The sequence below is a fragment of the Roseobacter sp. EG26 genome (assembly GCF_049830555.1).
Taxonomy (GTDB): domain Bacteria; phylum Pseudomonadota; class Alphaproteobacteria; order Rhodobacterales; family Rhodobacteraceae; genus Roseobacter.
The window spans coordinates 94,178-119,105 of sequence record NZ_JBNBLH010000011.1 but is presented as its reverse complement, the minus strand read 5'-3'; the positions used below and the strand labels follow the sequence as shown (position 1 = coordinate 119,105).

General features: G+C 60.0%; 9 protein-coding genes. 7 read left to right on the top strand and 2 right to left on the bottom strand.

Annotated elements, in window-relative coordinates; all coding sequences use genetic code 11:
• The first annotated feature begins 164 nt into the window (after nt 1-164).
• The 7 genes from ACOTTU_RS20450 to ACOTTU_RS20420 all read left to right on the top strand — a co-directional run bounded on the left by ACOTTU_RS20450 (nt 165) and on the right by ACOTTU_RS20420 (nt 21,454).
• Nucleotides 165-359 (top strand): hypothetical protein, encoded by a 195-nt coding sequence (locus ACOTTU_RS20450; RefSeq protein ID WP_298922285.1) that lies wholly within the window; start codon nt 165-167, stop codon nt 357-359.
• A gap of 102 nt (nt 360-461) precedes the next feature.
• Nucleotides 462-1,340 (top strand): hypothetical protein, encoded by an 879-nt coding sequence (locus ACOTTU_RS20445; RefSeq protein WP_425660660.1) that lies wholly within the window; start codon nt 462-464, stop codon nt 1,338-1,340.
• A complete protein-coding gene (locus ACOTTU_RS20440; protein ID WP_425660658.1) occupies nt 1,337-11,176 on the top strand; it encodes a DUF6603 domain-containing protein in 9,840 nt (3,279 codons plus the stop codon). The genes ACOTTU_RS20445 and ACOTTU_RS20440 overlap by 4 nt, the downstream gene beginning before the upstream one ends.
• Nucleotides 11,177-11,185: 9 nt before the next feature.
• The gene (locus ACOTTU_RS20435) at nt 11,186-13,303 is read left to right on the top strand and encodes a hypothetical protein (RefSeq protein WP_425660656.1); all 2,118 of its coding nucleotides are present in this window, start codon (nt 11,186-11,188) and stop codon (nt 13,301-13,303) included.
• A gap of 2 nt (nt 13,304-13,305) precedes the next feature.
• Nucleotides 13,306-14,310 carry a hypothetical protein gene (locus ACOTTU_RS20430; RefSeq protein ID WP_425660654.1) on the top strand — a complete coding sequence of 335 codons (1,005 nt, stop codon included), beginning with the start codon at nt 13,306-13,308 and terminating at the stop codon, nt 14,308-14,310.
• Nucleotides 14,311-14,312: 2 nt separating this feature from the next.
• Nucleotides 14,313-18,107, top strand: coding sequence for a hypothetical protein (locus ACOTTU_RS20425; protein ID WP_425660652.1), 3,795 nt, complete (start codon nt 14,313-14,315; stop codon nt 18,105-18,107).
• Entirely contained in the window at nt 18,107-21,454 is a 3,348-nt protein-coding gene (locus ACOTTU_RS20420) for a WD40/YVTN/BNR-like repeat-containing protein (protein WP_425660650.1), read from the top strand. Before ACOTTU_RS20425 ends, ACOTTU_RS20420 begins: the two co-directional genes overlap by 1 nt.
• Here ACOTTU_RS20420 and ACOTTU_RS20415 read toward each other — a convergent pair.
• Nucleotides 21,451-23,712, bottom strand: coding sequence for a mechanosensitive ion channel domain-containing protein (locus ACOTTU_RS20415; protein WP_425660648.1), 2,262 nt, complete (start codon nt 23,710-23,712; stop codon nt 21,451-21,453). The two genes, ACOTTU_RS20420 and ACOTTU_RS20415, sit on opposite strands and share 4 nt — an antisense overlap.
• Nucleotides 23,709-24,857, bottom strand: coding sequence for a 2Fe-2S iron-sulfur cluster-binding protein (locus ACOTTU_RS20410; RefSeq protein ID WP_425660646.1), 1,149 nt, complete (start codon nt 24,855-24,857; stop codon nt 23,709-23,711). Before ACOTTU_RS20410 ends, ACOTTU_RS20415 begins: the two co-directional genes overlap by 4 nt.
• Nucleotides 24,858-24,928 lie beyond the last annotated feature (71 nt).

The following is a 24,928-nucleotide window of genomic DNA, read 5'->3' as shown; positions in this document are numbered from 1 at the left end:
TCGCGGTATCAGGAAATGCCTGACACATGCGGTTCGGGGTGTCGCTTGGTATCCTCGAAATCAGGCATAATTGCTAAAACTATCACTTGACTGAATTGGATAACGCTAGGTTAACTCAGGGTTGAAACCTTTTATTCTGTTCATTTCTCTGGGGCCATTATCTCGTGTACTCACTCCTGAAGACTTTTGCCCTCAAAGACATCCTTGAACGCGAATTTCTCCCTTTTGTCATCGCTTTGATTGTCGCACAGCTCTATTTCAAATGGGGCAGTTTCGCGCTTGAGCTGGTGGGGTTCATTTTCACTTGGTTGGTACTTGGATTTGTCGCGCAGCTGGTTTTGCGCGCCTTTCGAAAATAGCAGGTACCGCTTTAACAATTGCGGGTAGCCGCGATGTGATCATGCTCTGACGATGGGCTGATCGCGTGTGGGTCCGCGCCTCAATTATTGAGGGAGAGAGCAATGGTGCGACGTCCGACACGGCGATCCGGTTTAGGATTGGGGTCAGCCAGCAGCGGCACCCGGCTTCTCGATATTGGCAACATGGTCGGGCTGTCGCGGACGGACAAGAAACGACTTGAGCGCATTCTGCGCGAGGCAGAACGGTTGCGGGGACTGCGCCCCGAAGACCTCATCATCGTACGAGACACTGAACCTGCGCCTGATATTCTTGGGGATTTTGTCGGCAAGCTCGTCAAACCAAAAGATATGTCAGAAATTCTGGGATCGGTCATCCAGTCCCCGAACCTGCCGAAAGCCAACCAGTTGGATTTTGTCACCTCATCCATGATGGATATCTTGCGCAAGAAGGTCCCGCAATCGCTCCCCAAAACGCCGGTGCCCATTGGGAAGAAAGGGGCCGACCTTCCCGTGACGTCAAAAGGGCTGACACAATTGTTGCAACTGGCGGCAGTGCGTCTTTCCGAAGAACAAGAAAGCGTGGTGTGGGATGACGGCATCAATCAACTCGTGGTGCACGCTTCGCGGATGAAGGCGACGCTCACCGACGGAATGGTCCGGGTCGACATTCCTGTCGAAGCGGATGGGCTGCGCGCGACAATGCAAATTCCCTTTGCGGTTGGAGGTGAGGAACGCCTGACGGGTCTGGTCATGGCGACCACGGACCGGCCGGCAGGGAATGCTTTGGTTGCGCAGGTTTGGGGCTCTTCGCTGATCGCCCTTGCCCATGGTGCCCTGATCTCCGCCAGTGAGAGCCTCGCCGGAGCTTCCGGGCGTGATCCGCAAAATCGCCGTTTGATCCCACGGGCACTGGTGGCGCGCCGCGGCATGCTTGTGGTCGAAAGCCAGGCCCGGTTCAACTTCAAGGAGGCTCGTCCATGAACGCGTTTTCGCCGGATGAATTTGGCGATACCGCAGATCTGCTGCGCGCCTTGGGGCTGGTCAAGCCGGACGGTACTTTCAACAGCGACTGGTTGGGTGATCCGCAAAGATATCTCAAAACGATGCTGGCCGATGATTTGCAGCGTCAGGCGCTGTTTGATTTCGTCGCCACTCTGCGCGGCGGTGAAACCGAACGCGACGCTGAGAACCGGTTGTGGATAGAGCTGTTTGCCGAGGATCTGGGCGGCGGCGCGAAAATCACCTTTTTCGTTGTTGCCGATGATACGCCCACGAGCGAGGTTCATCTCTTTCTGGGCGCGCGTTTCACCACCAGCGCGCCGCTGGCGGCAAGCCAGTCGTCTTTGATGTTCCCTCTTTTTCGGGCAGGAAAAGGCACCAGCTCTCCTTCATCGCCCGAGTTGATTGCCCAGCTGGGCGGTTTTATCGCCGTCACGAGTGAAGTGACGATTGCCGATACGCCAGCCCCCCCCGGTGATGCGGGGCTACAGGCTGTTGGTCTGCGCCTGCTCGTGCCAACACATGACGCTGATGGTGACCCACAAGTCGGTCTGACATTACGCGGATTGCAATTGCCGGGCCAATCCACGGGCCGTGATCTGGTACTCTCGCTAACCGATCCAGACGGGCTGCGTGACGCAGGCATCGAACTTATCATCGGGTTGATACAAGCGCAGGTGGGCGGTACGGCGGGCGCACAAATCCTGGCTTTTGCCAAGTTGATTGGCCTTGCTGACGATCCCACCATACCGGCGCTGCCGATCGAGGATATCTTCAACCGTGGTGTTGATGCCCTGGGCGACTGGCTTGCGCAGGTTCTGGGCGATGCACCGCGTCGCACAGCCTGGTTGCAAGCACTCGCCGATTTATTGGCCAATGGCGCGACCGTGCAGAACAACGACGTGGTATTGCCCATAGGGACAGCGGCCATTCGTCTGGGCCTGCTGGCAGAGGCGGGGGCATCGGGAAAGCCCGTTATCACTGTCTCAGCGGCCTTCGGATTGCAGGACGGCATCGCAGAAGTTGCCCTGCGCGCGGATTTGGTCAAACTCGATCTGGGGTTGGGGACAGCCACAGCGGTTCCGAAGCTACGGGCCGAAGCGCGTTTTGATTTATCATCTCTCGTCATGCCGAATGTGTCTGTGGACACGTTTGTTGTCGGATTTGGGCTCAACGAGGCGCGACGTCCGGTTTTGGTCATCGAACTGCTGAACGCCGTGCTGTTCAATACCGCGCACCCGCGGCTCGATCTGACAAACCCGGACGCGCTTGCGGCCACCGCAGCGCAGGCTATTACCGACGCTTTGGCAGAGGTTCTGGGCAATCTGGGGCCAGCGGGCGATCTGATCGCCGTAGCCCTCGGTTGGCAGGCTCCGCCCGGCGCCAGCGCAGGGTATCCGCAGATTGATTTGCTGGAATTCCTGGGTGATCCGCTTGGATTGCTGCAATCTCATTGGAACACCGTTTTTACGGCTCACGCGGCAGATGTTCCGGCGGTTTTGACCAGCCTGCGCCATCTTTTGACCGGCGACGCAACGCCCGGTGCCGTCACGGGGGAGGGGACAGATGCCAGCCCCTGGGTTTTACCTCTCGAGGCCGGGTTGCATGTCGCCCTTTGGCGTGATGCCTCCGCGCGGCTGGTCATTGGTCTGGCGTTTTTGCGGCAAGTGGATACGCTGGGCGAACGCTGCACCGTCATTGAAACCCGAATACGGGTCGGCATCGTAGCGCTCGACCTTGGTACCGGTGCCGCAGGTTTTCTGCCCGAAATTCTGTTGCGCGGTCTTGCGCGCGCGCGCGGCGGCGGGCGGCTTAGCACCGATCAGGGAGCTTTGCGCCTTGAAGTTGATCACCTTGCCCTGCGTGCCCGCTGGGTCCCCGAGACCGGTTTGAAATTTGGTTATGAGGCACCCAGCCCGGGTGTTTCTATTGATGGATTGCAAATCCCCATTGATGTCCCCGATCTCTCGGGTGGGATTGACACGGCCATTGCGTCTATCACGGCCGCGCAATGGGAAGCCCTCGAAAGGCTGGCGGCGCTGCTGGCCGAGCAACTCAATCAGGCTTGGTTGAACGATCTGATCGAGGCGCTGGGCTGGCGTCGTCAAGCCCCTGTTCTGGGCAGTCCGCCCAAGCATCGTCTGGCATTGGCTGATCTGGTTGCGGACGCCCAATCTGCGCTGCGGCAGTGGTTTGCGCGGTTGTTGTCAGACGCTGAAAGCCAATTGCAGGATCAGTTGCAACCGCTGGCGCGGTTTCTGTCGCATGTGCCCGGGACCGGTCTGCATGTCACAGGGCGTGGAACGATCGCCGACCCTTGGCGGATTGCTCTTTTTGCCAGTGCCGATGCACCAGCCCTCGCGGTCTGGCGACAACCGGACGCGCCACTTCCCGTCCCCAGCGCGCTGCAGTCACTGCCGTTGCGACGCTGGCGACCGGGGGCTGATGGCTTGGAGCCCGGGCAATTGGCACAGGCCATCCTGAGCGAGTTTCCCGAGGTTGTCGGCCCAAGTGGCGCAGGCCTTGCACAGGACGCTATCAGTGCGGGTTTGCTGGGGCTTTCCCGCCTGTGGCAAGGGAGTGATGGGCAAGTGCGCCCTCCCAGCATTGCCCTGCCAGGCTCCACCGTTCATGTGATCCAGAACCAAACCGCTGAAGCGCTGTTTGAGAGTATCGACCTTGCGCCCATCATCGGTTCCACACCGCCGACGGAAATTCATGTACGTGTCCTGCGGTCCGGTGCCGCGATTGACTCGGCATTGGACATGGCCCGCGTTCTCGACATGCGTGAGGCGGGACGTGATCCGCTGGCCTTTACGCCGCTGCCATCGGAATCGGGTATCTGGCACATCCTTCTGGCCCCACGTGCAGACGCCGGATTGCCTATCGGCGATCCCGATGGCGTAGCCGGCCAGGTTGCGCGTTTGCGCCATGGCTTGTCGCTCATCGCAAGCCAGGCGGATGCGACCGTCGTTGCGGATCGCGCAGCCGGTCACGCGTGCTGGCTGGCCTTGAACGAAATGGGCAGTGGACTTGACCGCCTGGTGACAATCGGCCTGCCGGTGGTCGCAGATCAGGTGCCGTCGCCCCTGCCAGCTGCCGAAGCCGAGATGCTGCGTCGCTTGTCCGAATTCTTACCCGATCCGGACGTAGCAGAACCGGATGACGATGATCTGGCCCGCGCCCGAAATCTGCTGGAAATCTATCTGGGTGCCCGCGCCGCCCCTTTGGCAGAGATGGCTTTGCCATCGGGCTGGACCGGCACGAAGCGCGCCGATCTTTCGCTTCATCTGGTCTATGGCGTGCTGGACAGCGCCACGATCAGACGCGCATTGAGCGCGACGGTCGCTGCGGGCCTGAGCCTCAATGCGCAAGCAAGAGATGCGCGCCGGGCCCTGCAGAAAATCACCTCTGCTTCGATGGGGGCCTGGGTGCCGTTGTCCAGTGCGCCTGGAGCGTCCGGCCTGATCATCGAGGGTCAGGCGCTTGCGGAAATCGTCGGGGTGAACCTCGATTTCAGCTCCGGTATTCCATCCGCCCAACCGCGTCAGGCCCATGCCATCTGCGTCGCGATGGAATTGCGCCATTCCGATGGGTGGCTGATTGGCGGACCACAAGCTGCACCCCTGCCACTAGATCTCGAGCTGAGGTCCGTAGAAATCGACCTGAGTGTCACACTTGGCGGGGGCGATGCTGACCTCAACCGGGCACAGATTGTTTTGCACGGCGTCCGGATTCACGACAGAAGTTTCCCGCGCCTGGTACTCTCGCCCGATCTGGCACCCGGTGATCTGGGGATGGACGGGCTGGCCGCGCCAACCACACCCGAAATTCAGGATTTGCTTTCGCAGGTCTTTGGTCAATTGTCGGGCAGCGCTGACACGGCCTTGGCCAAAGTTGCCGACGCTCTTCGGGCACTTGGCATTCTCGGGCCGGGGGATGGTTTTGATCCATTATCCTTGTCCAACTGGCTTGATGACCCCGCCGCGCGCCTGCGTGATGTCCTCGCAAATCCCGCGATGCGCAACCAGCTGATGACCCTTATCGGCGATGCGACCTCATCTGTCAGCGGGGTCAATTTCGACCCGGTTGCACGTCAGGTCTCGCTGAGCCTCTCAGGGGCGACAGGAATGCCCGTCTTTACGGAATGGGCTGTTTCAGGATCGGTCGGAGCAACAGGTGTTACCGGGGCGACCTTGCGGCTTGGTGCTGAAACGGACACGCATCTCAACGTGCCGCTGACACCGTTTTCCGCGTCCCTGAACCTTGGGACGACCCATGCGGAGGCATTGGGCGGCGTTCCACCCAGCGTACCGCTCTGGCCCACGCCGGATTTGATACGTATCGGAAAAACTGCACTTCCGGCGCTTGCCGCAACGGGTCTGGCGCGCCTGCTCGACGAACTCAGGCATGCCGATCTCGGCGCGCGCGAGGTCGTGGATGCGGCGCTGATCGGGCTTGGCCTGCTTGATCTGTCCGATCCTGAGGGCCGTGTCGTCATACCGCCGCTGATGTTCATTGATCCCGGAGCCTGGTTGCGGCGAGGCACCGTTCTTGGGGCAGTAGGCGGCAAAACTGTCCGTGCCGACCGCGTGATTGCCCTTATGGACGCGTTCAAACCGCTGGTTGGTTTGGCCGGTGCTTCTGGCATCTGGGAGATTGCTCCCGGATTGTCGCTGCGTGCCCGCGATGTCGGGGGCCTGGTGTTGGATTTCGGCTTTGATCCGGCGCTCTTCATGCCCGGGGCGGATGTGGATTTTGGCGGCGCAGTGGGGCTGAGAATTGATGCCAACGGCCGGGTCCTGCCCCATATCGCGGTATCCGTTGGCCTGAGTGGGGGTCCGGTCGGCACACGGGCGGTACATCTCGCCGTTGAAAGCGGGGCCGTGCGCCTTTTCCTGCGCGACAGCGCGGCCTCTGATCTGGAAATCTACCCCAATCCAGCAGGCATCGCGCAGCTTGCCACGGCGGGGATCACGGCGGCGTTGCCCGCAGCCCTTGACGCCATCGTCGCGACCAGCACGCCTGCCGGTGATCTGTTGGCAGATGTCGGCGATGCGCTCTTGCTGCGACAGGTGGGAAGCTTTGATGCTCCGGCGCTGAGTGCCTGGGTGAGCGATCCGGCAGGGACCCTCGAAGCCCGATGGCCTGCGCTGCTGACATCGGGGCTGGTGCGTTTGGGGGCAGCCTTGCCGCCTGGTGTGGCTGTCTCCGCCACTGCCGGTGGCTTGCAGGTCGAGGTCGCCAACGCGGGCACCCCCGGCTCGACCGTTTCGGTGATCTTCAACACCAGCCCGGTTTGGGTCGAACTCGGCGCAAACATTGTCGGGGTGCCCTTTGTCAATGTCACCTCCGCAACCCTGCGGTTTGACGCAACCGGGCTTGCCCGGATGCAAATGGGCATAGGCCCTGCCGACATTCCCTTGAGCGATGGGATCAGTCTGCGCCCTGTATTCGCGCTGGATGTCGGCAGCGCTGTTGCCGCTCCCTTCGTGTCCACGGGTCTTGCCGTAGACGCGGCCAATACCCATGCGCTGGTCATGCGATATGACTTCAACAGCGAAACGTTTGATTTGGGGTTCGGATCGAACACGCCTGCAGAAATTGCCAGCGGGATCATGCATTTCGCAATCGATCTGCTGGGAACCTTCCTGCTGCAATTGGACGAGCTGCAAAGCGTTCTGGACGAGACCATCGGTGGCAGCGACATTCGCGGCGTTCTGACCGGCGTGTTGCTGAAACCCGGTGGATCGTTGGACCCGGAGCTTTTCCGGGTAATCCGGAACCCTGGTGAGACATCGACACAACTGCTGGAAAGTAAGCGAGACCGCATCCTCACGCTGATCAATAACATTGCCGTGGCCGGTCCTTCCGTCAGCATCGGTGGTGAGCTCAACATCCGTTTTGAGTCTCTGGACGGGGTTCTGGGGCTCAAGCTTGAACTGCCCGGAAGACTGCCCATCGTCGAAGGCGACATCGCGCTATGGATCGAGAACGACAGCCGCTGGATCATCGGCGGTCCTGCTGCCGGAATGTTCATCGGGATCATGAAGGAAACTGCCGGATCGTTCGATTTCAAACCGGTGCTTTCCGTGGACGGGGTTGGTTTGCGCGTGGGCCGCACCAATGCGCCGCTTCTGGACAGCCCGATTGCCATCGGATCGGTCGCTTTGCATGTCTTTGCGCGCATTACCGAAGATGAATTGCTGGGCGGGGCTCAGGTGCAATTGTCCGAGCTTGCCGTTGCCGTGGGCGATGCCGGTGGGTCTGAGACGGGCGACGAGGCCAATGAAGATGCCAACCCGGTTGCCGAAGGGATGCTGGCCGAAACCAATGACGGTGACGCCCCGCTTGCACCTTCCTTCAGCCCGGCCCTGTCGATCCAGACCCGCCCGTCGGCTGATGGCGGCGGGGTTGCCTTCAGATTTGTCGCCGGCGACGGCGAAGGACCCTGGTGGCTGCCCGTCCGTAGCCAGTTTGGTCCCATCTACATTGACCAGATCGGGCTGGGTACGCAGGTTTCAGCAGACACGTTACAATCCATCTCTCTGTTGTTTGACGGTAACGTTTCGATCGCCGGTTTGCAGGCGGCGGTGGACGATCTGGAATTGCGTTACCGGCTGGATCGAGGCGGCATATTCGATCCCAAATCGTGGGCGGTCGATCTGGCCGGGCTGGCAATTTCGGCCGACATGTCGGGCGTGGCTCTGGCGGGCGGGCTGCGCAAGTTCGGGGATGGCGCAAATGTAGAGTATATTGGCATGCTCACCGCGCGTTTTGCGACCTATGGCTTGTCCATTTATGGCGGTTATGCCTCCATTGTTAACCCCGAGCGTTATGCGGCGTTCTTTGCATTTGGCGCCGTTCTTGGGCCCTTTGGCGGCCCGCCGGCCTTTTTCCTGACGGGCATCGGCGGTGGTTTTGGTATCAACAGGGGGATCAATCCTCCCGAAAGTCCCGGGGATTTCGACGACTTCGTCATGATCAACGCGCTTGATCCGGCCTTCGGGACGCCGGACAATCTGATGGAATATATGGGGCAAGTGCGCGGGGCCTTCCCACCGACGCGCGGCAAATTCTGGTTCGCAGCAGGGATCAGTTTTACCTCATTTGCCCTGGTCGATGGCGTGGCCGTTATCGCGGTGGAATTTGGCCAAGGGTTCGAATTGTCCATTTTCGGGCTCGCGCGCATGGCATTGCCGCGTCCCGAGGCGGCCCTTGTGTCCATCGAACTTGGTCTGATTGCGCGTTTTTCCACCGAAGAAGGCGTGATCTGGATACAGGCGCAACTGACCGACAACTCCTGGCTTTTGCATGAAAGCGCGCGCCTGACCGGTGGTTTTGCCTATGTCAGCTGGTTCAAGGGCGACAAGGCCGGGCAGTTCGTTCTGACCCTCGGCGGCTATCACCCCAATTTCTACCGCGATGGTTACCCCGTCGTGCCGCGACTGGGTTTCAACTGGTCGGTCAGCAGCAATATTGTGATCAAGGCCGAAACCTATTTCGCGCTCACATCAGAGGCGATCATGGCGGGTGGCCTATTTGAGGCCAGCGCGAAATTTGGACCGGCTTTCGCCCATGTGAGCTTTGGCGGTAACGCCATCGTCTATTTCGACCCTTTCAACTACGAGGCTGACGCCCATGCGCGTGTCTCTGCCGGTATCCGCATCAAGACATGGTTCGGCACGATCAAGCTGTCGTTCTCCCTTGGCGCCTATATCGAAGTCCGCGGTCCGAGGTTCCATGGCACCGCGCGGATCGAAGTTGGCCCGATCGACATCCGTGTCCGGTTTGGCAACAGCTCGAAGATTCCCGGTCAACTGATCGCCTGGTCTGCCTTTGCTGAAAAGTATCTGGAACTGGCATCAAACGAACGCGCCCGCGCGCTCAGCGGTATTTCCGGGCGGGGGGCGATTCCGCCTGCCGGCAGCGATGGCGATGAACCCGGTACTGCGGATGGCACTGCGGCGCATCCCTTTGACGTCATGAGCGAGTTTGAGTTGTCATTTACCAGCACGATCCCTCTGACGCGGATCGACTGCGACGGCTTCCTGCCAGCCATGGGGACAGCGCCCAATCTTGGCATCGCACCATCAGGTAAAACCGTTACGTCCTCGACGTTGAACATGCGGCTGACGCGGGATTTTGGCGGCCCTGCTTCGCTGAACCATCCCGCGCAGATCAAAGCGACGGCTCGGCGTACCGGGAAATTCCCGATTGGCGTTTGGGGGCGGCCTGCCGAGACCAAGAAACTCCCCAAGGGCGATGTCATTTCGGCGCCCGAAGGCATTGATTTCAAATTCGTCGCTGCCATGGTCGGGCGTATTCCCGAAGCCTCAACGGGCGGGGTCGCCTTCGATCAGGTCGAGCATGATGTGCGCAAACCACTGCCCCTGCGTGCGGCGGGTACGATCCGGGCCAGTCTGGTCCGCGAAGCACAAAAGCAGCGCGCGCTGCTGAGCACGATGGACGCGCGGGACATGCCCGCGATTGCAACCGACTGGCACGGCAAAGATCGTGCGCCCACGGCGCGTCGTTCCTGGGCGCGGGAGCGGGCCGTTCCGATGCGGGTTGGTCTTTTGTCCGAACGTATCATCGGCACCGCCGCACCGGGGCGAAAGCGCCCTATGCCGAGACCCGGTCAGACAACCGTTACGGTAGGATTTGGCAAGGCAAAACTACGCGGCTTGATGGCGCAGCCCACACGCGCGGGGCGCAAAGCATGGCTTTCAGCCCAAACGAAAGTTACCGCAACGACGCAGGCCGCGAGCCAGCTCAAACGGATTGCCCCACCCCAGGTGGCGGCCAATGCGACGCTTGGGCGGGCAGCACCGGTCCTGCTCAGGGCCCAAATCGGGGTTCCCAAGACCGCCAAGACACTTGTCGCGCCGGCCGCCGTGCCGGAAACCTTGTCGCCAATGTCGCCGGCCTCGGCTGGACGTGCCCGGGCGTCTGCGCCAGATCGCAAATCTCTGGCAGCCGTTGAAGCCATGGTGACAGAGCGTTCCGCTGCGCGCCGCAAGCAGGGACGCGGGCTGAGTGCGGGCGAAATTGCGGTATTTGATTTGCCGGGATCATCCGGCACAGTGAAATTCCCGACCGCAGGGACGCTGCGCGTTGCCGGAAACGCGCGTGTGGTTGTGATCGGATCCGGCGGCGAGATCATCCAAAGCGAACGCAACCAGAACCGCGTCACTTTGCCCTCCGAGAGCATGTCTTTCGCGGTGCTGGCAGGCGAAGAGGACGCTGCAAGTGATCTGGCCGGATGGCTGGAAACGACGGAAGTTGCCTATCTCGGCCACGGGCTTGCGCGCTGTTCCGGAGGGTTCGTGCGTGCGGAAGGTGCCAGCAGGGCGCGCGCAGGCAAGCGGTCTGGCTCCGGTTGGATGGTTGCGCGTGATCTCACCGATCAGTCCGCGCTGGTGGAGACTCGGTTTGACCGACCCGCCCAGAGCCTCGCAATCCTGATTGAAGGCACGGTTTCGACGGAAGAGCTCGCGGCTTTGGCCGTTCGCTTCGAGGGGATCGAGACCACAGAAACGACCCCTCAACTGGTGCCCTTCGACGGCAAAACGCTGATCGTCTACAGCCTCGATCAAGATGGTAAACCTCAACCCTTCTCAATTGGTATTGGCGGGCGCACGGATGACCGTCTTGACGGCGTTGTTGCGGCCCGAACCACAGCGGATCAACTGATTTCGCGCCTTCTGAACAATGCCGTGCGGCTCGATCTGGAAACCCTGTCCGGCGGCAACAGCAAACCTGTGACCGCTCAATGGACAGCGCCCGCCAACCTGCGCGTAACGCAGCCGGAATAGGATAGGATTATGGTCGCCCGAGGAAAATTCTTCTTATACGACAGCATCACACCGGCGCTGACAGCGGGCAGCTATACGCTCAGCTCAGGCCTTGATGTGCAGGCCAGCGACGGCACACCCCTGCCGGTTGCGCCGCTGAATACGCATTTCAATGTCACGGCGCCCCGGCTGAAACTGCCACCCGATCAGGCGCTGATGACATTCCCGCCTGCCAATTCCGAAGGCGCATATGAATCGCGCCTGCCACAGATTGTTCTGAAAAAGCGCACTCTGCCCTGGGACCGAAGTGCAGCGAACCCCGGTGCAGTCTTTCATGGCCAGACGGTTCAGACCACGACGCCTTGGTTGGCGCTGGTTATCATTGCCGAAGGGGAGGGGCAGATTGTTCATGATCAGCCTTGGCAGGAGTGCGTCACCCCGGGCAAGACGCTGGAGGGGAACAAGGATGTGCCGCGCGCCAGCTATCTGTCGGTGCCGCAGTCGACGGTCACGGCAGTTTTCCCGACGGTGGATGATCTGACGTTGCTGACCCATGTGCGTGAGGTCAATCCTGATGATACCGAAAATGCGATGGGGGATGATGACGGTTTTCTGGCCGTGGTGATCGGCAACAGGATGCCGCAATACGATACGCAGAATTGCAGACCGAAGGCCTACACGGCTTGTCTGATCAATCTCGAAGGGCAGTTGGACGCTTTGCCACCCCCGGCACCGCCGCGGAAGTTCTTCGAAATGTCAGATCTCTTTCTTAACGAAGAACTGGCCGGCTACGCGGCATCGGTCTCTTCCGGTACGGCAGTGCCGCAAAAGGTCAGTACGGATGCGCGCCTGCTGGATCTTGGCGATAGCGATGCCATGGCCGACGCCGTGCGACGCGGCGAGGTTGTATTTCACAATGGCAACCTTGTGGATCGGGCCGGGGCCACGTCTGACGGGTTGAACGTGCTTGGCCGGATGGATTCGATTTCTTTTCTCGAAAGTGATTTTTCCGCGGTAAGGGCAACCACAAGCACGGCTACCCATGATGAGGTGCGCCGGGTCGAGGGAAGTTTCTCCGCCTTCAACTTCCCGCTCGAAATTCTGTTCCCGGAGAAGTTCTTCCGCTTCCCGGTGCTCACCTCCTGGCGTTTCACCTGTTCGGGTGCGGGGAGCTTCCGGCAACTGATGACCTCGCTTGATGTCGGGCTGCTGGGAACCGTCTCGGAAGGGGGATACGCGCGCGCCTTGCCCAAGTGTGCGCCCGACGTGCAGGGGGATGATCCGGGCAGCGATCCGGTCACGCAGTTGCCCCTTGAAACGGCTGAAACCGGTCACGTTGGACTGCCGCACCTGACCCGTACGGGCGAGAACGCCAATGCGTGGTATCGCGGCCCGTTTTCGCCGCATCAGCTGTTACGCAACCCCTTGGCGCAGGAAGCGCAATTCCCGGTGCTGGCGCATGTCAGTGATCATTTGCGGATGATGACACCGGACGGGCGCGAGGATGTCTCTTTGGCTGTGGCCTTCGAGACAGGGCGCTTACTGGCAATGTCGCAACCGTCCTTCGTTGCGGCGATGCAGCGCTGGCGCGCGGAGCAATTCGGCGCAAGCCGGGCACGGTTGGTCCAACAGACTGTGTTCCTGGAGAGCCGCGATATCCTCGGTCGTCTGCTGGATGATTTCGATGAAGACAGGATTCTCGACGCGATCAACAAGGGCCTCGTCTCTGAGTTGATGGAGGGCGGGATTATCCGCGCCATGGAACTGCGGCGTGAAAGGGTTATTTCCACGCCCGTCGAATTGGTCAATCCCGGGACCCAAGCGGTGGGACTGGCCGGGGACTTCAATGCTTTTCTGGCGGATGGGCTCGGCATGGACCGCGCGCTTGTCAATCAGATCGCAGCACAACCTGACAACCTTGATACGTTTGCCGCTTTGCAGGCTTCTGAACCGGGCCGTGTGAGCAGCGCGGAGATTGACCTCAACGGCCAGGTCGAAGGCCAATTGGGAGACGTTCTGACGACGGGTGTTTTCGATCTCGCGAAAACGGCGATCGGAACCGACCGGATCAGGGAAGACACCATACGGGACCTGGATGAATTCTCGTCGTTCGACAGCTTCGTCAAAGACCGTTTTGAGAGGAACTGACCATGGCTTTGTCTCATAATATGACATTGCAGTTGATTGCCGACGCCGTGACAGAAGGTGCCGAAGCGACGGTTGCGCCTCCTGAAATCCTGTCTTTTCTGGCCAAGCTGAGGATGCTTGATGGGGTCCCTTTCAACAATTTGGTTCCAGACACTGAGCTGTTGCCAAACGAATCCATCCGGTTCTTTTACCTCGACCGCGCCTGGACAGATGCGTTGGTTCAGGGTGCGTTGAGCGTTGCCACGACCAACACCATTGAACGCGGCCAGCTGGAACGATTTTACCCGCAGATCGAGGGTGAAGTGGATGATGCAGAGCGCCGATACCGCGCACCGGGGGGCGAGCCGCTGCTGCGCGGGACCGCGGGCGTCGTAACCGGTTTTTTGCTGCGCTCCGCTGCTGTGGCGGGGTGGCCGGGGTTGCACGTGCGCGCCTACAAGGATGAGCCGGGACCGAATGATACCGATATCCACCCGGAATCTCACCCAAGCCGGATCAAGCTCTTGCGTCTTGAAAGGCTTTCCCCGGCGGTTCTGCTGGCCATGTTCGATGGCATTCCCAAAGTGCTGCACATTGAAGAGCCGCGTCAGGGCATTCAGTTTGGGGTCAACCTCAAAACCTCGGCACGCGGGCGCACTACTGCAACAGTTCCTGCCCGTAACGTTCAAAATGGCAATTACGTTGACAAAAATGGCGCCGAACCAAAGGACCCAACGCAAGCGCAGCAAATCCCTGTACGTTTCCGACCGGGCGCGGCGGGTGTTCTTGATCTCAGCAACACCGCGCGTGCATTTGCCTCTGCAAACACGACAAACATGAGCGCCGGTCCAGGTGATCCTGTTGATGGGGCCGAGTTTGCATTGCAGATGATCCGGTTTCCGTTTCGACAGGTGTTTGCGCAGGATGCGGGAACAACCGCCACTCAGAACGACGCCTTCAAGCCAACAGTTGCGAAGGTTGCCGAGCGCTACACCCAGGTTCTCAAACAGAAACTCGGGGAGATCTGAACATGGCGGATGCGATCAAAGCGGAGCTGATGAATGCGCTGCTGGGTAGCGGTAACTGGTCACTGGCCACAAATGTCGGCGACCGCGTCGTGGATCAGCGGTTCCGGTTTCCGGAGCCTCTCCAGGCACCAAACCCTGCCTTGCTGGTGCCCGTCGATGTGCAGGCGCTTTATGTTCCGGCCTCCCACAGTGAACGATACGTGCGCCTGCCGCTTGAGCTGGGCGATGGCGCAGATGCCGACAAGACAACCGCACCTTTCTCAACGCCCCGGGCGCGGGCAAAAGGGGTACATCTTCATTGGGCGATGCCCGACGGTTTGCTGCGCGGCGAGATGGTTGATGACGATGATGAACCGGTGCAGATGCCGGTTCTGCCCAACCGCTGGCTGGTCGTGCGAATGTCAGGGCGGCGCAACCGCGCCCGTGTGGATCTGAGGTCCTGGCTTATTGAGGCGGATACGGGACGCGTCTTTGATCTACCTAAATACCCCAATGCGCCCACAGCATCTCTTGCACAGCAAATGACACCGGAAACACTGACCGGGATCATTGGCGGTTCGCCTAACTGGACCGCATCTTATGACGCAACGCTCAATCGGTTTGCTTTCCACGATCCGCTGGATGGGGTGCAGCCGACACAGGTCCTGACACGACAGGCAAGTTATGTTGTGATCGGCTGGTGGTCGGACCGGGCACATGATCCACTGGGTGGGGTTTTCTCGCCTTATTCCGTCGCGCGCAAAATCGATCGGTTGGACTGGACCGCGTCATCAGCCCCATTCATTGGGGAATGGAAATCGCCAAAACGACCGTTAAGCTCAGAGTCGGATGACAAAGGAACTGACCTGAGGACCGCTCTGAAACTCAGTACCTCCCAGATGGGACTGCTTTCGGGTTTTAAAGAGTATAGCTTCGATGAGGTGACACTGGCACGCCAGCGCTTGCGTTACGAAACCGTGCTGCACGGGGCTGTCTACGGTGTCCCGATCACCGGTGGTGTTGGCAAAGACGCGGCCCCCCGGGCGTCACAGATTGAACTGTCGATGGCGCCGACGTTGGAGCGACTGATCGCGGCACAAGCCGCCAGCGGGCTGGGCGTGCGTTCGGGCCCCAGAAAGGAATATTTTGAGAGCTTGCTGACGGGCGTCGCAAACATGTCCCTGATGAATATCGCAAGCCGCGATGGCATTGTTCAGCTGGATGAGGCGGAACATGCCGACGGGTTTGAGGCGTTCCAGGGTCCCGAAACATATGAAGATGTCGTCATCTCGCGTCAGCAGTCCGCATTCAAAGCCGGGCGACCGCTGCGAACCAAGGCCGCGAAGCAGAAAACCAAGGCCGCTCCATTGGCAGATGTCATCTGGAATGGTCGCAAACGCGGCAAACACAAATCCGACAAGGACAGCCTGCGCCGCCGGGCCGAAGATATCAAATACGGGCGCAAAGGGTCGCGGATTGATGACGCCCCCAAAACGCGGAGAATCAAGCGACCGGGGCCGCGCTATCACCGGGCAACCTCGCCGGTCCTGGGATTGCGCAACTACGGTCGTTCGCAACGGTTTCTGGCAGATGGCCGGTTTCACGATGAAGGCAAGCTGATCTGTCGATGGTCAGATGAAATGGCCACGAAGTATGGTGAGGGATATCAGGCGAGCACCTACGTGCCCCTTCTGGTCAATCGGTTTGTGCCCGCCATAACCAATCGCATCCTCCAGAATTCGTTCATGGGGGATCTGTACATGATGCCTTGGATTTTTGAGGCGATCCGCGCGGTTGTGCGCGGCGATCAGGTGGGACCAACCCAGAATCGGCTGCGCGGAGAGATGGCGCTGCGCTATTCGCAAGATGGCGTCTACGATGGCATCGTGCCGATTGCGCGCGGCGATGAGACTACCCCTTACAGCGCGAAGGTTGCCGTCAGTGACGCCGTGCGCCGTTTTTCATTGGCAGAGGGACGTGATCCAAGCCCGGTTGCCGTCACAAGTTGGGTTCAGCCCTGGTCACCGGTCTGGCTGGAATGGGAAGTGGAGCTTGTGCCGGGGCAGGGGTTTGCCGGCTGGGATCTGGGCAGGATCGATTTCGAAGGCGCCCCGGTGCCGCAAGGGAAAAAAGTCAAACTACAGGGCCGCTCAGCGATCACCTCGGGACTGGCGCGGACCTATCAGGCGGTGATCGACACTTATCTGATCGCTGAAAATCAGCGCGATACAGACGACCAGGGGGAAATCAACGAAGGACATGAAGGGACATTGGCGGATCTCTCAGCATTCCTGAAGAATGCGGATCTTGGATCTGTCACGCTGGACCGGATCAATGATTTGTGGCTGGCGGTTGATGCTGGCCCCGATGGTCAGGTCAAGGCAGCACCCGATGGTGTGGCAGATGCTCTTGCAGCCGCAGGTCTGCCCAACTTGATTGCGGAGGGTGCGCTTCGATTGACACGGGCCCGCATCGTTGACAGCTTTGGCCGCTTCCGCGATCTGCCCACCAGCAAGATCATCATGCCAACGGCCTTGGCGCTAAAGGATGAGAACGGCGCTCCAACACTGGCGATGCCGCCGCGGCTCTCGCTCCCGGCGCGCTTGATGTGGCGGTTCGTTGATCCTGCCGATACCTCGCCCTCTCCGGTTGAGGGGCGTCTGGATCAGGCCAACCCCGGCAATATGGTGAACCCGATCTCGGGATATATATTGCCCGATTTCATCGACGAATCCGTCGAGTTTTTTGATCAGGATGGTCAGCCTCTCGGCGAGGTGCTGCATGATCCCGTCACAGGCGGCCTGATCTGGGAAAGCGGGGTAGGTCGGGATGGCCCCGCCTCCGGATCGCCGATGACCGGCCTGCCCGAGACTGCGCGTTTGTGCGGGCAGATTGCGCAGGGGATGATCGAGACCGACATTCGGCAACGTAATTCGGAACAGACCGCCGATAAGGAAAGCCCGCTGAGTGCATTCCTGCGCGCAGTCGATACCACTAGCTGGAGTGTGGACAGTTCGCTGGCCTCTGCGAGTGCGACCATTGCAGGGCTCGTCGGGCGTCCGATTGCCGTGGTGACGACGCAACTCTGGCTGGATATCCCGCAGGATCTCGCCAAAACCGGTGCCTTTGGCGAAACCGCCGATGATATACGCGATCACCTCATCCGCGAGGCTATGTTTGATGTTGTGAAATCACAGGAATTCACAGTGCGGCTGGGCGAACTGGCCAAGGGCCACGACGGGCTTTATGGATTTTTCATTGGCGATGATTACGCGCTTTTCCATCTGATCGAAAAAGAGGTCACACAGGCCGCGCGGGTCAGCCGTCAGGGCGGCGGTTTCCGCGCGGCCCTTGGCGGTGTTTCTGCACAGGTTGGCGGAAACTTCCTGCCGGAGCCCAGCCCATTGGATGCCCCTTACATCGGAGCGGGTGAGCCGCTGGGCGTTCACGTGGGTCAAAAGCTGCGTCTGACATTGCTGATGCACCCTTCGGCCCGGGTCCATGCCACAACAGGTTTCCTGCCGCGTAAGTCTCTGGAATTACTGAATGATTGGGTTTCACCGGGACTGGGGCATGTGGCGCCTTCGGCCCGTATTGGCCCGGTGCTGATCGATCCTGACAAGGTAAGACTGCCGAAGATCGCCGCATTCGGGGCCAATCAGACATGGACCAGACGGAACACACCGATCACATGGCGCGATGACCCGATCCTGGGCGCAACCCAGGCTGCCGTTCTGCCGTCGGGCCGGGTGACCGTTGAAGAAGGATACATCCGTATCACGCCCGAGGGCGATCCGACGATCGGGGAGGACGACTGATGTCCCGCTACGACTGGCCACGTGAGTTCACCAAATCGGCTGACCGACTGGCGCAACGCATGGAACGCGCTCTGCGGGACCGGAACATCGGCGTGCCACCGGGCGCTATGGGCGATCTGGACCTGTTGGACGATGTGATCCAGACCAATTTCGACGAAGACCGCATGTGGATGCCCCTGGGCCCGTCGATCATGACAAACGGGCAGGCAACCGGTGATCCGCAAGTCGCCGGTCGGGTGCGGGCGATCGCCGTCAGCCCCAATGGTCAGCGTATCTACGTGGGCAGTGCAAACGGCGGCGTCTGGTACTCGTCGGACAGCGGTGCGTCGTGGACGCCGCTGGGCAGTGCCAGCCTTGCCGCTTCGGCCAATCGCTCCGATCTGTCGCTGACGATCGGAGCGCTTTGGGTGGAGTTTGGCAGCACCGGGGCTGTTGATGATCCGGCAAAAGACGTGGTCTACGTGGGGACCGGTGAAGGCCTTCCGCAATTTTCGGATACACCGGGCAGCAACATGGGCGGTATCGGCGTGCTGCGGCTGAATGGCACGTTGCCTGAGGCGCTGGCGGCCCCGCTGCAAAACCCCTGGAAGCGCGAAGCCCGGAACCTGACGGGAGAGGGTATCTTTCGCATGGCGCGCGACCCTGCTGCTGCCGCAGCGCTCGATGGCACGGCGACACTTGTTGCGGCAACTTCGACCGGTCTGTGGTCCCGCAGCGGTGCTTTTTCCGAAGATGCGGATTGGCAGCGCGTTGAATTCACCAGCACCGCTTTTGCCAATCTGTCCGGCCAGCCACATTGCACCGATGTCATCTGGAATGACAAAGGCCTGTGGGTCACCTTGGTGGGGACGGGGGCGACCGATGGGCTTTACCGATCGCCCACCGGCCTGGCGGGACCGTTTGCGCGCATCACGCTCACCAATCTGGAAACCGGGACGCGGCTGAGCCTTGGGCAAGCTGCGCACGACACTGACCGGATGTATGTGCTGGGTAAGGTGCCTGATCCCATTAATCCTGGTACCAACTCGGGGCATGCCGCATTGTGGCGGGTTGATCTGGCCAACAGCGTGACGGTTGCGCCTCCCGTCCAGAATGTGCCCATGGGGTTGTTCGTGTCATCGGTCGCACCCGATAACGCAGGCAACCTGATCAACAACACTGACGATCAATCCGCCTACGATCAGGCCATCTGCGTGCGTCAGGTTGGCGCAAACGATGTGGTGACCGTCGGTGGATCGCTGGAGGACAATGGTGAATGGGACGCGGCGATATTCGATCTCACCATCACCGGCGGAGCAGCTGCCCCAACCACTGATTTTGACCCGACCCGCCATACAACCGCAGTTACCGACCCGACCTTTATCGGGGCTGGTATTCATCCGGATGTTCATGTCCTCATGCAGGCGGGTGCAAATCTTTGGGTAGGCTGCGATGGCGGCGTTTTCAGACGATCCGGCGGCACCGCGCGGGCGATGAATGCCGGGCTGAGCGTGGCTGAGCCGGGATATCTGGTCTCGCACCCCACGATAGATGGCCCGGTTCTGGCGGGCACACAGGACAACGGCGCGATCCAGCGTATTGGTGACACGGTCTGGAGCCTGCAACGCAAAGGGGACGGTGGTGGCTGCCTGTTCCATCCGACCAAACCCCACCAGAGGGTGATGCAATTCATCAATGCGACATGGCAATTTGAACCCGCCAGCTTTTCACCCTGGGGCCCTGTGTTGCGGTCCAATCCCGCACTGCCCACAGAGACGGCAGAAAACGGACGGTCAACATTTTATTCTCAAGGGGCCGCGGCACCGGCGACCAATGCGGGCGATGCCCGGATTTTCCTTGGTACCGACCGGATATGGTACTGCGCCAATTGGAACGATCCGTCGATCAACATGGCTTGGGTCACCATTCCAAGTATGACCGATGCGCATGCGGGAGGGGCACCTCTTCAGGACCAACTCACCGAGAACGGCAATTCCGATGCTGTCCTTGTCATCGAGGTTCTGCGCGAAGGCGATGCCGCTGATGGCTATGAGGGAATGGCGATCTTGGTCCTGTGCCAACGCACGGTCCGGATTTTCCGTTTTGCTCGTCCGGCACCCGCGGCAGCGCAGGCCTGGACTGCCATTGCCCAATCCGTGGTCAGTGATCCATCGACTGCGACGCGCCCGCGCAGTCACAAGCTGGGGGATGACATTCCCAATCCCTTTCTCACCTATCTTCCCGACCCCTGGCTCAGCGCCTGGACCGACGTGGCCGTTCACAAAAACGATGTTGCGGGGCAAGAGAGTTTCTATGTCGCAACGACGGGTCAACGGGGTGTTGGTGCAAGTGGAGAGGCCACCAGTGACCCGGTCCATGATACCTTGTGGTGGTACGATGGTCAGGGACGCTGGTACCCGACCGGATTGCGCAACACGCCGCTGGATGCGGCGGCGGGTACCGGTGGGTCGCCTGCGGCCGCGCATTGTGTGATCGTCGACCGGGAAGCGCCTGACAATGTCTATGTGGGTAACCGCATCGGCGTCTGGCACGGGGTGATTGACCAGAGCGGCACGCATCCCACTTGGACGTGGCGGCCAGCGATGGAAGGGCTGCCGCATACGATGGTTCAGGATTTATCGATCTCCAGCACGGAGGCGGGTACCTTTCTGCGCGCGGCTCTTGTGTCACGCGGGGTCTGGGAGCGTGATATTTCACTCTTGCCTGTGTCGGTGGGGCGGACGTTTATTCGGGCAGTGCCTCACGATACCGGGCGCTCGATACTGCCCGCCACACCGAAAAACCCATTGGACGACAGCAACCTGGAACTGCATGAAAGTCCCGATCTGGTCATTCTGCCCACAGGGTCACACACGTGGGATCCGCTGTTGCCGAACGAGGCGGATCTGCTGGCGGCCCCGAAACAAAGGCGCTACGGAAAGAGGGTGCATGATGTCTTTGTCATGTTGCATCATCGGCACACGACGTCTTTGGCCGGGGCGGATGCCAACATTGACGTCTTTTTCCAGAAAGACGCCCCGGCGGGGGATTTGCAGGGATTTGCGATTACGCCGGAGTGGCGCACCTTTGTTCATGAAACGGTGCGCGGGAACGCGCCACCTCCGGTGGCCGGTCTGTCGCATCTGGGGCGGTTTAATCCGGCCTTGCCGGTTGATGCCCGCACGCCACGCGCGGTAAAACTCTCTGTCAATCTCAACTACGCGGGTAGACGTGATCACGCGATGCTGATTGCAGTTGTGACCTCGCCCGGCAATGCGTTCTTGCTGGCGGGTCTGGCGCCGGGCAACCTCAAATCCGTGGTACGGCGGTCGCATCAGATCGCCGTGCGCAAATTTGCGCGGGTCTAGGGTTCATCCGGTATCACCCCGGGTTGAACTGGCTGCGTGACAGCCTCCTGAGCGGCGGCCGTCACGGCTTTGCGTTCGCTTTCCGTAAGATGCTCATCGCCGGATAGTTCAACCTTGACGTTGCGCTCGGCCATGCGAATACCGTTGGCGTCAAATGCATCACGCACTTTCTGGTAGGCATCGCGCCGCACCAGCCATTGCTCGCCCGGGCGGGTCATGAATTTGACGCCCACCACCATGTTGAACTCTTCCATGCGGCGCACGCCTTGTGATTTCAAAGTATCGAGGATCGCGTCCCCGTAGTGCTCATTGGCTTTGAGTTCAGCGCCCACTTTCTTGACGATCTTTTTGACCAGTTGCAGATCGGTGTCGAAGGGCACGCGGAATTCCAGCTTCATGATGACCCAATCGCGGGAATAATTGGTCATGGATTTCAACTCGCCGAAGGGCAGGGTGTGCACGGCACCGCGATGGTGCCTGATCTGCAAGGACCGGATCGAAATCTTTTCAACCGTGCCGCGCAACTGATCAATCTCGACGTATTCGCCGACGCGGAAGGCGTCATCGACAAGGAAGAAAATTCCGGAAACAACGTCCTTGACCAGCGATTGCGCCCCAAATCCAATGGCGATGCCGAGAACACTGGCACCGGCCAGAATCGGAGCGATGTTCACGCCCATCGACGACAGAACCGACATCATGACCATGCTCAACAAGGTCACCATCAGCACAACTCGCAGCAATGGCAGCAAGGTTGCCATCCGGGCTTCGGGGCCGGGGGCCTGACCATCTTCGGGGGGCTTGTAGGCGGCCAGCCGTCGGTCGATGGATGTCTTTCCCCATGTCCAGACTAGATCGGCGATCAGCACCGCAGCCGCGCTGTCGATCAGGATGGAAAACAGTCTTTGACCCATAGTGGGATTGTCGGAATTCTCGAAGATGCCTGCGTTCCAGATCATTGCCAGCGTTAACCCCAGGATGACAAAAACGCCGAAACGGATGAGCCGTTGTGCGATAGGGCGGTAGGTTTCATAAGGATCCGCAATGAGAGCCGGTTCGGGCGCGCTTTCGATCTCATCCATACCCTCCATGGGCTCCGGCGCGGGCAATTGGGCGGCGGCTCTTTCCGCCTTTGATCGATAGTCTGTTATCGCATTGTCAAAGCTGGTGTCGGTCCATCCCCGCAGTAGTTTCAGCGCCGGTATGGCCAACCCGATCACCATGACCGACCACATCAGTGGGTACATGCCAAAGAGCCATGTGACAAAAACCATCGTGCTGAGCAGGCAAAGATAGGCACGCCAGCGGGAGAGAGACCGGCGCGTCAGACTGCTGGTGTGCTGTTGAGCCTTGATGAAACAAAAGAAAATGCAAATCAGGCTGACAATCAGCAGGACCCCGGCAAAGAGAACCGATACCGCCAGCGTTTCCGGAGCCGTATCGCCGGATGCGCGCGCGGATGTGAGTTGATCAAACACGTCAATTAGCGAGATCGCAAACACAAGGATCGCAAGGAAAAACGTGAGCGTCAGTCCTAGTGCCCGGGCCATTGGTGTCGTGATCGGGATGAGCCGCAATTGCGGCACACGCGGTGCCAGAAACAGCCTGACCAGGGTGTTTATGGCGCGCACAGAAACGATGGCCAGAAGGGTGGAGAGGATCAGTGTATAGAGCAGCGGTGGCCAGCCAACAGCAGAAAATGCGCCGATGGACCCAGCGGCGAAGGCCACCAGGCCGATGAATGCCAGAGCGGTGCGCGTCAGGGCTGCGATGGCGCGTTCTTTGGGGCTGGTGAACTTTTGCACTTCGATCCGGCGCAACACAGGGTTGGTATATTGCCGCGTCAACCATTCTAACCCCGCGCCGAAGAACAGGAAAATCAGCGCAAATGTCAGACTGCGCACCTGTCTGTCGGGCGTCATCTGATCACGCCAGCGCTCCAGGATGACCGTGGGCGCGGTCTCAAAACGCGCCCAGGCAGCGCCGAGATCGCTAACGCGCTTCCCAACGCGTTCCACGGCTTTCTGAAACTGCTCGCGGACTGATGGGATATCCGTGGGGCTGGCTGCGTCTTCGCTGTCGGCCTGTTCCTGTATCCAGTTCTGAATACGCTCATCAGCAAGAAGACGGGTGAACTCATGCAAATCATTTGTGGATGGCGCTGCAATCGCGGGGGTGTCCTGGGCGGAGACTTGCAGGGGCGAAATCAGCAAGGCAAGTGCCAAAAAACCGCATCCAAACCGCGATAACCACTTCATGTCTGGGCCTCAAGCAAGTCATTTGCGCGCTGATCTTCCTCATGATCATTATCTTTGAAGGTATAGTCCGCAGGATACAGCGGTTCGACATCCACCCGACCACCACTGGGCGTCAATTGACAGGCCAAACGCACATTTTCATCCGCGCCAATGCGCATCAGCGTTTTTGCTTCCAGCGGCGTTGGCTCTGGCAAGGGAAACTCGGAGGACAGGATGCGCACGGCACAGGTGCCGCATCGCCCGCGCCCTTCGCAAAGACTTGCGTGGGGTTGATCATGCATCCGGAAACTATCCAAGAGGCTCAGCTTGCTTGTGGTGTTTATTGCGGGGCCCGTGCCGCGCTTCAGAACCACCCGCTCGGACGATTGAAGGGCCAGTCGTACCCCCCGTGCCGCAAAGGTCAGAGCCGCAAGGGCGAGTGACCACCAGATGACTTGATTGGTAACTTTTTTGACCGTCTTGTACGGGATGCGTTCTTTCATGGGTGTCGCGGGGGTTTCAGAAGGCGCTTGGGTTGCATAGCGCGATGTCTCTGCCTGTTGTGTTTGTTGCTCTGCCTTGATCAGGGCACCACGTCCCGCTTCGCCATATCCCATGAGCGCAATGACCGGAACAGCAACGGCGACGGGGTACATCCAACCCAGCGCGTTGCGCATGTTTTCTTTGGCGCGCAGCCAGGTAAAGAGCCCCGCGCACCCATGTATCCAGACAACCGACAATAGGATCACCTGCAACAATCCAATTTGCGGTGCCCCCAGCCAGAAGAGCTTGATCGCTTGCGCATAGCCAAATTCGATGCCGTCAATCTTTAGCGACGCGATCCCGACCGCGTGCACCGCAAGCAGGGGAATGACGATAACGCCCGAAAGCAACTGAACGATATCCTGCGTGTTCGTGCGCAGCGTCGGGCGCTTGTAAACTGCCCATAGGCCCAGCAGGAAATGGATGACCAGCGCCAGAAACAAAAGCGGCCCCAGCGGCGGTTTGGACCATATCTCAGACAGAAAGGGACGCGCGGCATCCATGGCCTCGATTGAGATCAGCCCAAGACTGAGATTAAGGAGATGGCTGGTGACGAAGATCAGCAAAAACAAGCCCGTAACAATGCGCGCCGTTCGTAGCCCCAGCCCAGAGAGTCTGCCCATGGTTCGATTCACCGTGCCCCATTTCACACATGGCTCCACCCGCAGGCATTTTTGCCGTTTTGGTGACCATT

Excerpts from the sequence above, each read along its gene's own strand:
- ACOTTU_RS20445 (WP_425660660.1), top strand. The coding sequence starts at position 462 with ATGGTGCGACGTCCGACACGGCGATCCGGTTTAGGATTGGGGTCAGCC.
- ACOTTU_RS20440 (WP_425660658.1), top strand. The coding sequence starts at position 1,337 with ATGAACGCGTTTTCGCCGGATGAATTTGGCGATACCGCAGATCTGCTG.
- ACOTTU_RS20435 (WP_425660656.1), top strand. The coding sequence starts at position 11,186 with ATGGTCGCCCGAGGAAAATTCTTCTTATACGACAGCATCACACCGGCG.
- ACOTTU_RS20430 (WP_425660654.1), top strand. The coding sequence starts at position 13,306 with ATGGCTTTGTCTCATAATATGACATTGCAGTTGATTGCCGACGCCGTG.
- ACOTTU_RS20425 (WP_425660652.1), top strand. The coding sequence starts at position 14,313 with ATGGCGGATGCGATCAAAGCGGAGCTGATGAATGCGCTGCTGGGTAGC.
- ACOTTU_RS20420 (WP_425660650.1), top strand. The coding sequence starts at position 18,107 with ATGTCCCGCTACGACTGGCCACGTGAGTTCACCAAATCGGCTGACCGA.
- ACOTTU_RS20415 (WP_425660648.1), bottom strand. The coding sequence starts at position 23,712 with ATGAAGTGGTTATCGCGGTTTGGATGCGGTTTTTTGGCACTTGCCTTG.
- ACOTTU_RS20410 (WP_425660646.1), bottom strand. The coding sequence starts at position 24,857 with ATGGGCAGACTCTCTGGGCTGGGGCTACGAACGGCGCGCATTGTTACG.